At 54.3% G+C, this 11,861-nt stretch carries 10 protein-coding genes; 6 read left to right on the forward strand and 4 right to left on the reverse strand.

The features are described 5' to 3' along the window. Nucleotides 1–30 precede the first annotated feature (30 nt). Both BM337_RS08855 and BM337_RS08860 read right to left on the reverse strand, forming a co-directional pair. On the reverse strand, nt 31–972 hold the full coding sequence (locus BM337_RS08855; protein WP_089816073.1) for an ImmA/IrrE family metallo-endopeptidase: 942 nt from the start codon (nt 970–972) through the stop codon (nt 31–33). Nucleotides 973–1,481: 509 nt separating this feature from the next. Then, nucleotides 1,482–1,706, reverse strand: coding sequence for a hypothetical protein (locus tag BM337_RS08860; RefSeq protein ID WP_089816075.1), 225 nt, complete (start codon nt 1,704–1,706; stop codon nt 1,482–1,484). A 429-nt stretch (nt 1,707–2,135) separates the two neighbouring features. Here BM337_RS08860 and BM337_RS08865 point away from each other — a divergent pair, with 429 nt between their 5' ends. Further along, nucleotides 2,136–2,969 carry a hypothetical protein gene (locus BM337_RS08865; protein ID WP_089816077.1) on the forward strand — a complete coding sequence of 278 codons (834 nt, stop codon included), beginning with the start codon at nt 2,136–2,138 and terminating at the stop codon, nt 2,967–2,969. A gap of 9 nt (nt 2,970–2,978) precedes the next feature. On the opposite strand, the gene BM337_RS08870 is transcribed toward BM337_RS08865, so the two are convergent. Beyond that, nucleotides 2,979–3,605 carry a DUF6735 family protein gene (locus BM337_RS08870; RefSeq protein ID WP_089816079.1) on the reverse strand — a complete coding sequence of 209 codons (627 nt, stop codon included), beginning with the start codon at nt 3,603–3,605 and terminating at the stop codon, nt 2,979–2,981. Between the two features lie 485 nt (nt 3,606–4,090). Here BM337_RS08870 and BM337_RS20545 point away from each other — a divergent pair, with 485 nt between their 5' ends. Beyond that, on the forward strand, nt 4,091–5,245 hold the full coding sequence (locus tag BM337_RS20545; RefSeq protein WP_143117678.1) for a hypothetical protein: 1,155 nt from the start codon (nt 4,091–4,093) through the stop codon (nt 5,243–5,245). Between the two features lie 338 nt (nt 5,246–5,583). Here BM337_RS20545 and BM337_RS08880 read toward each other — a convergent pair whose 3' ends face one another. Beyond that, entirely contained in the window at nt 5,584–6,822 is a 1,239-nt protein-coding gene (locus BM337_RS08880) for a metallophosphoesterase family protein (RefSeq protein ID WP_089816085.1), read from the reverse strand. 181 nt (nt 6,823–7,003) lie between these two features. Between BM337_RS08880 and BM337_RS08890 the strand changes: the two genes are divergently transcribed. From BM337_RS08890 to BM337_RS08900, 4 genes are all read left to right on the forward strand, one after another. Further along, nucleotides 7,004–7,615, forward strand: a complete 612-nt coding sequence (locus tag BM337_RS08890) for a helix-turn-helix domain-containing protein (RefSeq protein WP_245778632.1) — start codon at nt 7,004–7,006, stop codon at nt 7,613–7,615. A 765-nt stretch (nt 7,616–8,380) separates the two neighbouring features. After that, nucleotides 8,381–8,758, forward strand: a complete 378-nt coding sequence (locus BM337_RS21880; protein ID WP_218155560.1) for a hypothetical protein — start codon at nt 8,381–8,383, stop codon at nt 8,756–8,758. 648 nt (nt 8,759–9,406) lie between these two features. Beyond that, complete coding sequence (locus tag BM337_RS20550; RefSeq protein ID WP_143117679.1) at nt 9,407–10,720, forward strand: hypothetical protein; 1,314 nt, start codon at nt 9,407–9,409, stop codon at nt 10,718–10,720. Nucleotides 10,721–10,986: 266 nt separating this feature from the next. Beyond that, nucleotides 10,987–11,772, forward strand: a complete 786-nt coding sequence (locus tag BM337_RS08900; RefSeq protein WP_089816087.1) for an HhH-GPD family protein — start codon at nt 10,987–10,989, stop codon at nt 11,770–11,772. The last annotated feature ends 89 nt before the right edge of the window (nt 11,773–11,861 follow it).

An 11,861-nucleotide genomic window follows, 5' to 3' on the forward strand; every position in this document is an offset into this window, starting at 1 on the left:
GTGTTGTATTAGGCGTATTGGCGTATTTCTCTATTCACTGGAGCCTCGTTCTCCGTCGACTGCGTCGATGATCCGCTCGGCCGTCCGACTGATACGACCGAGTCGGTCGGTGATGGCATCGCTGTCGTCCCCGTCCCACGCTGCGAGGTAGAACGCAGAGTTGCTCGCGTCGAGGTCGAAGTGGCGACCGACCACGTAGGCGACGGCCTCAGCCTCGACCTCCCGCTTCGAGCGCTCCGTCGCGTCGTCGACGTCTCCGTGGAGAAGAGCGTGGGCGTATTCGTGGACCAGCGTCGTCGCCAGGTCGGCGTCGTTCTCGACCTCCTGGACTTCGACGACTGGTGCACCGCCGTCGGTGTCGTACTGACACACGCCCTTCGCGTCGCCATGTGACCACTCGTGCTTCGGAACGAGTCGAACGTCGATGCCGAGTTCCGTGGCTGCCTCGAGGAGCTCGGAGACGAGGTCACCGGCGTCGCCGGTCGCCTCGGTGTCGAGTTCAGGGAGGGACTCACCCTCCGTCTGCGAAATGTCGAAGACGGTCGTCGGCCGGAACCCGACGAGTCCCTTCGACCACTCCTCTGGTGCCGTCTCGTCGTACTCGCAGTCGATCTGCTCGTGATACGACGGCGCGTTCTCGCACTCCGGACACCGCGTCGTGACGATTGGCGCCCAGATCCAGATGGCCGACTCACCTTCCTTCACGTGTCGGTCGAACTCTGACTGCCAGGTGTGGTAGCCCGCGACTTTCGTCGCTTCGGGGCACTGTGCCTTGATGAGGAGCGTATTCCGGTACGAGTAGTAGTGGAACCGCGACTGGACGTCCAGCCACGCCTGGAACTGCTCGCTTGCCGCGGCCTCGTCGGTTAGATCTGCGAGGTCTTCGACCCACTCGGTGATCGTACTGTGCATCTCGTCGTCACGAGTCTCCTTATCGTCGAAGGAGACCCGCTGCTCTACTTGCGAACTCATTGTTAGAGTGCGAAGGCCTGAATGCCCCGCACCCCTCTCGGGGGACGATAAAACGCCGTTAGCGAAGCTGGGCTGGAAGTTGGTGAACAAGCCGGTTAGAACTCCCTAGTAAGTCTACGGACGGAACGATATGTCTCAGTTGAACCTGTTTTATGTGATAGTGTTTGGTGTGAAATACCCGTCCCGTGCGTATGCGAAAGGATTGATTCAGACAGGTGCAGTTAGAATATCTCCACCAGTTCGAAGAGCGAGTAAACGATGGCACTAACCCCGAACACGAGTCCGATGGTTCCTAATAGTTGATTCCGCGGTACGACAGTCGTTTGAGAAATAACCAATACGGCCATGAGCATGACGAGAACGGCCAACAGTCGATCTGTTCGATTGGACATACCACACCCATCCAACCTGTTCAATGTGAACTGTTCGATACTCCTATTGTATTGTTCGAGAGGCAGTCTCAACCAATAAGCCCCGAAAGAGCGGTGTTTGTGTCGATGACGAGGGGCCTACTGTCCTGCCAGCCGTTCTGCGACATTGCTATCGATCAACTCCGCGAGTTCGTCGACGTCTTCGTCGGTCAGTTCGCTGTCTGAGGTGAGCCGATTCATCATCTCGAGATCGTCGATTTTCTCCTCGAACGCACTGCGGGCGATTTCGGACCAGTTGATCTCGGGATGGTCCTCCATCTGTGCTTTGAGGTCGTCGTCGACGTTGATGGTTACTGTAGGCATGGTGATTCGCTCCTTGACTCAGACGAAGGTGCTATGACATATGTCTATTGTGGGGACTGTAATTTCTGTGTTCACTGCGTTCGGCTGCTAATTCTGACGTGATCAGCTGGAATGTGCGGGTTCGATCACCCCTCGCCCCTGTCGGGGGCGATAAAATAGCGTGGGAGGAGCCCGGACGCTCAAACGCTCGTTTGTGCCATGGGAAGTATATTTGCTGCCGATGGTGATGGATAGCTACAGACAGTCAGGCGCACCACAATGAAACAACGCCAGAATACGTTCCGAACGGCTTCGGCCGCCCAGGTAATGCCCCGGCGAACGCTATTAACGTCGACGGCCTCCCTGCTCCCAGTTGCCCTGGCCGGCTGCCAGACTGGGCCCGCAACCAGCGGTAACTTCGTTGACGAAGTCCCGACTGCCAGCTTTCAGATGAACCCCGTTACCGATGCCGAACTCCCGGAGAAGGTTCTCTACTCTCTCCAGTCGTATCCGGACGAGGATCGTGATGCAGCACTACTCAAGCGGATACGCGACGGTGGGGCGACGACTGAGGGGACGCGGCCCCCGCTCCCAGCTAACCGGCACATCGCGACCGACGATGCAGTGGTCGAACTGTCGAAAGAGGTCGTCGACGAGACGCCGGCGACGACGTACTCTGTCAAAGTCGACATCGTCCAGGATTCGATCCAGGACGATGAAGCGATCCGGTTCGCAGATCTGCCCGAGGTTGACCGAACTGTCTTTTCCGATAAGGGGCTCGCCGACGGCGACGTCGTCGGCATCGGGACGACGCTCCTGTATACCCACGAGGAACGCAAGCAGTCCGTCCTCGTTCCCGAGTCCGAGTACTCCTACATCGTCTGGGAGAACGGTGCCGAGGCCGAGTGGGTCGTCGACGACAGCTACGAGACGTCGCTGAAGACCTACGACTATTCGGCCAACGAGGTCGCCACGGCAGCGGCGTACGGCCAGGTGATGCGCGAGCGATTCGCATTCGAATTTGCTGACCTCTCCAGCGAGCAACGAGAGATCGTGGAGACGGCTATCAGCGACGAGCGATACGTCGTCGGACCTGATGAGACGCCGCCCGAGCCACTCGTTGACCTCGCCGACCAGTTTCGTCCACAGGAACAGGCCAAGGGCCTCGACGAATCCCGCGAAGACGGCCTGGGTGGGCCGTACATCGTCCGCTACGAGGGAGAGATCTACTGGACTACGTTCGACGTCAATGACGAATCGTTTGCAACGTCGACGCCGAGCTGAGTGAGGAAGTTACGTAGTGTCGCGGTGGACGTGGATCTCTGCGTCGTCGTGGACCCACGCCTGGAGTTTCTCGATCATGTACGTCCGTGCCTCGTCCTCGTCGAAGACGTCCCTGTCGAGCATGTCTCGCGTGATCGATCGCAATGCGCGAAGCCGACCACGAAGGATGCCATCGCCGACTGGTTCGCCGTCGTTCCACCGGACCGGGACGAGTGCACCGTTGCCGACAGTGGCACCCTCGTTCGTGCGATGGGCGACGTGATCCATCGCGAAGGAGAACGTCCGGTAGGCGGTGACGTCGAACTCTCGATCGACGACGTAGAACGCTTCGTGGGTGAGATAGTAGAGACGCTCCGCACAGATTGTTTCCAGCGTGAGGGCGATTGCGTTCGGTTCCATCTCGACCGGCGTCGCTCGGTACCGACCGCTGTCCACGGCGATACCGGCGCCGTCGGATTTGACTTCCAGCATCAGCTCCAGCCGGTTGCGCTGGTCGGAACTCGGGACTGTCCCGCCGAACGGCGTTTCGGCTGTGATGTCCGTCGCCAGCCGGAGTTTGTACGCGCCTTCGTGTGAGTAGTGCAAGTTGTATCGTCCGTCAGGTCGCTCGTACGCGACCAGTGCTCTGTGTGCCATGATGTGCTGCGGGATTGCCCCCGCACCCCTCGGGGGGCGATAAAACGACGGCGAGCACAGCTGTTGGAACAGTTCCTATTTCTGGAGACGGTGAAACATCATGAGATAGCGTAGCCTGACTGGACACCTCATTTCCAAAGTTCTACGATCGGGTTGATGAGACAAATTATACGGACCGTGATTTAGAGGAGCTATGGCCCCAGGTACAATCCCCCAGGAGGTTCTCTGTCTACGGCTCCAGAGATCAGGCTGGACTCAAACGTAATAGAATTGGTATATGTTCATGGCAATTCCGGGATATCGGTGCGTACTTTAATATACGGAGGAGGCTTCGCTTAGCCCAGTCAATGGGAATTCGTCGAGTCCTGAAAGCCCTCTTCAACTCATCGAGTACGTCTTCCTCGAATTCAATCAGTGCCGGCAAACCTCCGTTTTACCGCAAAGAACCAGCAGACACGATTAGTACATCTGACCGGGGAGAGCCTGTGCAATCCACACATCTGGACCGTGACAAACAGCCGGTGACCCATGTCGAGAATCTGGTTGTCGGTGATGGACGCGTCCGGCGTGATGCGATGATCGCTCTTGTTACAGCCGTTGAAGAGAGGCCCGAAGACGTTCTACCATGGCTTCCCGACTTGCTCAGAATCGTCGAAAATGGCGACCTTCAGGGGCGGGAGGAAGCAGCGATTGTTCTCGGGAAGGTAGCTGAATCACAGCCACATGAGATTGAGCCGCTGGCCAACCGTCTCGTCGACGTTTTGGATTCTGCCGATGAACGCGTGCAGGAGCAAATAGTTTGTATATTGACGAATGTGCATGTCGAATCACTTCCTGTAGACAGTTTAATAGAGATCTTCGAATCTGCTCAAACTGACGCATGCGCCGCAACGTCGATACTCGGAAATGTTGCACGCCAAGCGCCCGATTTGATGCCTTCCGAACGAGTGCGCAGGGCCGCGGTTGAAGACTCCCCCGAGCTAAGGGCTCGAGCGCTGTATCTCCTCTTCATCCTCAAAGCGATGGATCACGGGGATTCGGAGATTGGACATGACGAGTTTGAAGAACTGCTTACCGCCTACTCCAGTGAGACGTTAGACCGCTGGATTCGCGATTCCATAGGACGCCAGTATATTCAACTCCTTGGCGATCGAAACCATCCGAGGGAAAACCATCGACGTCTATCTGTATCAAGATTGCCCAACGAGTTGCGTATCAATGTAGAATTCGCGGACCCAGAGCTATTTGACGTATCCACGGTTAAGAATCAACTATCCGCAGAGTTTGCTGCCGAGGAGGTCACCATTGATGTATTTAAGGTGACCGAAGAGTCACAGCGGTCTACTGACGGACACAAGCAGGAAGGCTCGATTGCTACCGGGGGTGATCAGTCGGAACAGGAGAAGAACGATTCTCCGCAAAGCAGCCAGTCCTCATCCTCTAACCTAGATAGCACCGATCGAGCGTCGTCCCCTGAACAGACTCAAGATGCGCTACAGGCCAACTCTTCGGATGATTCAGTGAGTGATGCGCCTGCCGATTCCGAAGCTGAGAACGTCTCCCAGCGTGCGCAGGAGAGCATTGATTCACTTCTCGAAGAAACGTTTTCAGGTATAGACGAAGAAGACAGCGATTCGTAACCAGCGAGCCGCCGCAAACTCCGGTTGTACTAACGCACCACGTGAGGTTCTCCTGGGGACAGTAATGGCAACCGCTCCATCAACTAGCATTGTGTCAGGTCCCGATACGATATTGCTCATGATTAGCACCTTCTCCGACTTCGGCGCATGATAGTAGCCTGCCTGATGTGGCGCAAGACTGGGTCCGTAGGATTGGAGGAGATACCACGATCTCCAGGGCGAGGATATCCGTATGGGCGGCTGAGTATCGTAATACCCAGGCTCGACAACTGATCTCTAGATAAATCACCAGCCATAGACCGTGCTGATACCGGTGACCACTTCGTCACAATGGACAGTTAGAGCGTCCGTCGATCAACAGAAAAATTCCCGTTGCTCCCGATTCGAATGCGGTTATAGCCAGCCGGGCGGTCACCGAAATACGAACTGATCGGAATCGTCGGACCCGCGTAGGAAACAGTCACACCGTTGATTTCTGTCTGCCACTCTCCATCGAAGGGCGGGCTGTGTTCGTGCCCAAGGAGAATAACGTCGAGAGAAACGTTTTGCTCGCGGATATTTGCGATCAAATCTGGGAACGATATCGGCCCTGGACGCTGGTGGAGGCACAGTATATTCAGTTCTGACGTATTCCGGTGGTCCAGCTTAATGTCGTCTGGGGACCAATCATCGAGTGTATAGCTACCCTGGATTTCATCGAATCCAATACCAGTCGAATCCACACCGAACACTGTAACGGCCGAATTGCCGATCCGGTCACCGGCCGATGAACAATGGACCGTCGTTTCCGACCCGGTGGCCGATTCGAGCCTACTCATGGCGTCGCCCGCGTGGGGGATGTCGCCGCCAGTAGCGAGTCGATCGTGGTCCCCCAGAATGTAGTAGAAGGGAATCCCCTCCTCGGCGAGTGATTCGAGCGCAGCAACTGCCGTATCGAGTGTCTCCTGATCGACGTCGTGATCGAAGAGGTCCCCAGTGTGAATGACAGCATCTACCTCCTCGTCGATAGCCCTTTCGAGTACCGCTCGAAATCCTGCAAGACTGTCTGCATCGTCGACCCAGTGCGTATTGCCGCCTCCACCGGGTCTGGTACGGTTACGATATCCGAGGTGTGTATCGCTCACGTGAAAGATCGTCAGCGGCTGTTGTGGGACAGTAAACTCCTCGAGCAGATGGTTTTCGACATTGAGTCCTCTGTCGACTGGCCAGAGCGGAAGTCGTCGTCCCGTTCTCGGGGCACATGGAATATGGAACGTCTCGTCCTGGTCAACGATGCCGAGCCATTCGAGCGGTTGACGCTCTTCGGTCGTGAGTTGCTCGGTTTCGATTGTCGCAAACGTGTCCTCACACTGCTCTCGGTATTCGCCCATCGAGAACTGGTTTCGCGCCGCTGTCGCTGCACCGAACTCGCCACGACGCTCATTGATCAGTTCCGCGTATCGATGGAGGAGAGAGTCTGAATAACCGGTAATCGACTCACGGGCATCGGCGAGACGTGAGACGGCCGTATAGAGATTCGAGAGTCCCTCGTACGTGTCCGCAATCACGTCTGGTTCAATCGGGTCGCCGTTCGCCACTATCCATCAGTTTTCGAATCGGGTATTATCAACACCGCCGATCTGATTCCTGTCGGTCCAAATGTGCTTCTGGCCATTGAACTATATGAGCAGGTCTTCGATCGCCTGCCGACCGTGTGTACATTCGAATGGTAACCAGTATCATGTCGTTTGAATATGCTCGGAATGGTTACTCCTGTGTATGCGGATTCCGACCGGGGAGGAACTTCGAGACGCACGCACGGAACGTGGACTAACGCAAGCCGAACTCGCTGAACGGGCCGACGTTTCACAACCGCTCATCGCCCGGGTAGAATCCGAAGACGTCGACTCTAGGCTCGGAACACTCCACTCAATCGTCTCGGCACTCAACGGCTCGGAGACTGCTTTCGAACAGGAAGAGGTCGAGCTCGTGATGCCGTCGGCGCTAAAAGACGCCAGAAAGCAGGCGGGGTTCACCCAGGGAGAACTGGCAGAGGTCGCAGGCGTCTCGCAGCCCTTGATCTCCCGAATTGAGCGTGAGGACGTGAACCCGCGTGCTTCGACGCTCCGGTCGTTGTTTGACCATCTGGATCCGGTGTCCGAAACGATCGATGACGGACCGACAGATTCGCCGGGATGGGAATCCGATAACGAGATTCTCGCGGAGATCGAATCCCAATTCGACGCTCTGTATGACGATGACCGGTCCCCAGATTCTGGGAGTACGGACTCAGTGAACGAACTGAGCGAATGCCATAGCTGTGAAGTGGATCTAAGTGGGTATCCCAACCCGACCTTCTGTCCGCACTGCGGTTCCGAACTCGATAGCTGAGGTGACTATACCACGATTCTGGGGAAATCTGCTTCTAAGCCAGTTATCTCTATTTGAGATATGATATACTCCCCTTAGGTGTCTTGCTCAACAATCATGCATTTAATTCATCAAATCCGCCCGGACCCATACGGGGTACGTACGGTTTCTAACTCTCCGGAATATCGGCTTCTGACGTTCTGTGGGCACCGATTCTCGATCTTGGCCGCTATATAGCGGCGTCTCAAATCGACCGGACCCATGCATCCACTGAACGCGCCCCGCTGCCGTCCGGGGTTCCGCGTATTCGAAATCACTGCGGGTAAATAAAGATACGGGGGGTGAATTTTGGTGCATGGGTTCTGCGCGATTTAATTCATACATATCGTTAGCGACCGAATCAAAGAAAGCGTTTGCAGATCTCACTGGAATGTGACATATTACGCACGTCAGTTACTCCTCCTTGTTTTGGCGTAAAACCGTATGTTTGATTGAGGTGATAAGGCAATGAGTTATTTTGATGTATTTCCGCACAGCCGAATGAGCGGACGAATCCTGATCAACTCGGTTTAGAATGGGCACTGCAGGCCCTGGGCACGCGGCGTGACAACCCCTCATTTTGGCGGTTTCGAGCGGTGTAGCCGTTGGTTCAGAGCGGGCAGTAACCGGGACTCGTGGGATTCGCTTGATCGGAGAAGACCAACCATGAGTCTCGAACCAATCGACACAGAAACCGCACTCGAACTGTAACTCGTCGATAAGGAGAACGGACTCTCGGAGGCATCTCTGAAGGGGCACAGGTACCGGCTCGGTCACTTCGTCCGCTGGTGCAACGAGGTCGAGGACATCCAGAACCTCAATACACTCAACAGACGCCAACTCCACCGGTACCGGCTCTGGCGGCGAGACGACGGTGACCTAAACAAGGTAAGCGAGAAAATCCAGATGGACACGCTCCGCGTGTTCATCAGGTGGCTGGAGTCCATTGACGGCGTAAACCAAGACCTGAGTCAGAAGGTACTGTCGCCATCGATCACCCCTGATGAGAACTCCCGAGACGGGATGCTGGAAAGCGACCGCGCTTCGGAAATACTCGCACACCTAAGAAGTACGAGTACGCCAGTATCGAGCACGTCGCAATCGGACTCATGTGGCACACGATGATGCGTATCCGTACCATACATGCCCTCGACGTTGACGATTACGACTCAGACGAACAATCGGTAAAGGTTCGTCACCGACCAGAGGCCGGCACGCCGATAAAGAATCAGGGAGAAGGTGAACGGAGGTTCGCACTTTCGTACCAAGTCTGCGACCTCCTCGATGACTGTCTGGAAACCCAGCGACCGTCAGTCATCGACGAGTACGATCGGGAGCCACTGCTGGCATCCCGGCAGGGTCGAACGAACAAGACCACACTTCGCGCCTACGTCTACCGCTGGACGCGGCCATGCGCTTACAGCTCTGAGTGTCCACACGACCGCGCGGTCTTGGAGAGTGTGAAGCGATTGGTCACGATGCGGCACATGCGTGTCCGTCAAGCGGTTGCCAACACGCGATTCGTCGCGGAAGCATCACCTACAGTCTGAACAGTAATATGACGGACAAGGTGGTTAGTGATCGAGCGAACGTCAGTCAGAGAGTGATCGAACAGCATTATGACCGGCGCACCGAGCGAGAAAAGTGGAGTAACGCAGGGATTACTTAGATAATTTCTAGCGGTCTAGAGTACTATTCCTCTCTCGTTCTATATTGAGAAACCGATTATCGTTATACATTTGTCGCTCCTGCAACCTCGTTTAATCAGTCAACATGCAGGTCCCAGCATGGTTATCAATAGTTGCTGGGGCTGCAACTATTCTCGGGACAGTCATTGCGGTTCATAAGTTTGTCATTCGACGTCCGCGGCTTCAACTCGCCCCTGAATCAAATGATGGGGTTAGGATTAAGGAACAAGTAGCTGGGAACCTTTCTTTTAATCTAGCCAATAACGGATACAGCCACGCTGAGGACGTATATATAGAGATCTCGTTACCCTCGTGGAATTTTACTGAGGGGGATCCAAACAATAGCGGAATCTCATTTTCTGACTCAATGATCGATGTTGACCATGAGAAAGATGGTTATCTCGGTGCAACAGGGGAGCGCCACAGAATCTGGGTAACAAATATGCTCCACTCCAAATCCAGCTTTGACTTTATAACAGCCTCTGTTCGGCTTGAAGAGTTCCGAGAGTACACTGTGAGCTACCGTATTGGATGTCGATCATACAGCCCTAGGAAGGGGAAAATCACTATCCAGTCAAAGTACGATGGATTCGAAATTAAACACTACCCGCCGAGATTCTATCGTAGTTGGATTAGCCAATTTAGAACTACTATACGAGAGGGGGTGTCCTGGATACTACCTGATGCACTATCCATCGTTTATGCACAGATTGAAGAATCAGATGTTATCACCGTGAGAAAGTCCTTCTTTGAATCACAAGCTTTCCCAATTGTGATTGTTGACACACTATATCGAAATCGAAAACCCCTTTCAGTCAATCTCAAAGGCACGATATCGACCGATTCTGGTGATGTTCTGGGGACGCTCGAATTAACTGCAAACTCGGTTAATCCGGGGGACCGATGGGTAGCAACGCCTACCGATCTTCACAGCTACGCCTTAAGATCTTTACCTGCTACCTCAGATTATCCGGCATTTTCCAAAATGCCGCTACGTCTAGATCCCACCGTTCCACCATATCTACATAATCCTAAACACCAGATTTCCATCAGCTGGGAGGCAGAGATCGATCATCCTGAGAAGGGGGACATGCGTGGAATAGAGATTAATCAAAGTAGCCTTTCAGTCCAGGAATTCAGGGGTTCTACACATGCAAAACTATCTGTGGAGATTCAGAATGAGAACCACAGTTCAAAGTCATTCTTTGTGGTTGGGCGTTTGTATACCTCGACTGATCTCTTGATAGCTACCCCGTCGAAGCACATCGCTATGGATGCGCAAGAATCGAAGGAACTCCACATCTCTACTCGCTTGCCAGGATTTATACAACCGCCAGAAGATGTGGAGGTTGTCTTACAGAGAACACAGTCGTCTTCTGTAGAAGATTTCGATGTGTGAGATTTGGCTGAGTTATCATTGATATAATAATCAAGTCTACCTGATTTGAATGTTCTTGCGATGCGCTCAAGGGTTTAGTCGATTGTATCCCTTTGCGCCGGAATAGGGCCCTGTATGGTTTAAGCCGATATCCAAGCAGAATGAACCACAGATTGTTGCTTCTTCGAATGGCGTGAGTTCATCCGGTTTGAAGAGCGGTCTTGATCTCGATTAGGGATAGACACTAGCGAAGTCTTTTCCCGATATCGGACCCAATCATTATCCGGATGAAAGGTGGTCTGCCATTTGGCTACACCAGCGCCTCTGTAGCAGAAATTCGAGAGAATATCGATACTGAAGCAGCTGTAGTTTGCCTCAAAGACACCGCTGTTGACCACCCTCGTGTTCTCATAGAAGCGTTCATTGAATGCATCCCCGACCTCCTAAGTTGGCTTGAAACAAATGGGCGTGACTATCCTTGGCGCCAGACCACTGACCCTTGGAAAGTCTATAGCGCTGAAATTCTGCTCCAGCGAACTCGCGGGGATGCAGTCGCTGATATCTATGACGACTTCCAAGACCACTTCCCCACTCCTCGAGATCTCTATGAAGCCTCTGAAGAGGAGATCAGGGAAATGGTCCACTCGCTTGGCTTCGTAAACCACCGAACCCGGACCCTAAAGGAGATTGGCGAGCTTTTTGTTGAGGAGCATGCTGGGAAGGTCCCTGACTCTCTTGATGAGCTCACACGCCCCTGGCGAGCCGGAACCTACTCCGCCCGGGCCTGCCAACTTTTTGCCAGGGGAGAGCCGCTGGCCCTAGTTGACGCCAATTATTCACGTGTTATCGGACGGGTGCTGGGTTACCAGATGCCTGACCAACCGCACAAGAGCGACGATGTATACGAGTTAATGGAAGCACTGGTCCCCAAGGAGCCCGGGCTGGCACGAGCATTTAACTTTGCCATCCTTGATCTGGGGGCACTGATCTGTACCCCCCAGAATCCTAGATGCGAGACTTGTCCGCTCCAGAATGCCTGTGTATATGCCGGAAAACAACAGTTGACCGACTGAACCTTACGATTACAGATCGTTGAATCCAACGCTTACCTCTCGAAACCCGATAGACATCCCCACGGGGGCACCAAACAGCTAAGGGGAGG

This window comes from Halomicrobium zhouii (assembly GCF_900114435.1).
GTDB lineage: Archaea > Halobacteriota > Halobacteria > Halobacteriales > Haloarculaceae > Halomicrobium > Halomicrobium zhouii.

What these genes read in the sequence shown, in the direction of transcription:
- BM337_RS08855 (WP_089816073.1), bottom strand. Translation starts at nt 972, where the DNA reads ATGAGTTCGCAAGTAGAGCAGCGGGTCTCCTTCGACGATAAGGAGACT.
- BM337_RS08860 (WP_089816075.1), bottom strand. Translation starts at nt 1,706, where the DNA reads ATGCCTACAGTAACCATCAACGTCGACGACGACCTCAAAGCACAGATG.
- BM337_RS08865 (WP_089816077.1), top strand. Translation starts at nt 2,136, where the DNA reads ATGAACCCCGTTACCGATGCCGAACTCCCGGAGAAGGTTCTCTACTCT.
- BM337_RS08870 (WP_089816079.1), bottom strand. Translation starts at nt 3,605, where the DNA reads ATGGCACACAGAGCACTGGTCGCGTACGAGCGACCTGACGGACGATAC.
- BM337_RS08890 (WP_245778632.1), top strand. Translation starts at nt 7,004, where the DNA reads ATGCGGATTCCGACCGGGGAGGAACTTCGAGACGCACGCACGGAACGT.
- BM337_RS20550 (WP_143117679.1), top strand. Translation starts at nt 9,407, where the DNA reads ATGCAGGTCCCAGCATGGTTATCAATAGTTGCTGGGGCTGCAACTATT.
- BM337_RS08900 (WP_089816087.1), top strand. Translation starts at nt 10,987, where the DNA reads ATGAAAGGTGGTCTGCCATTTGGCTACACCAGCGCCTCTGTAGCAGAA.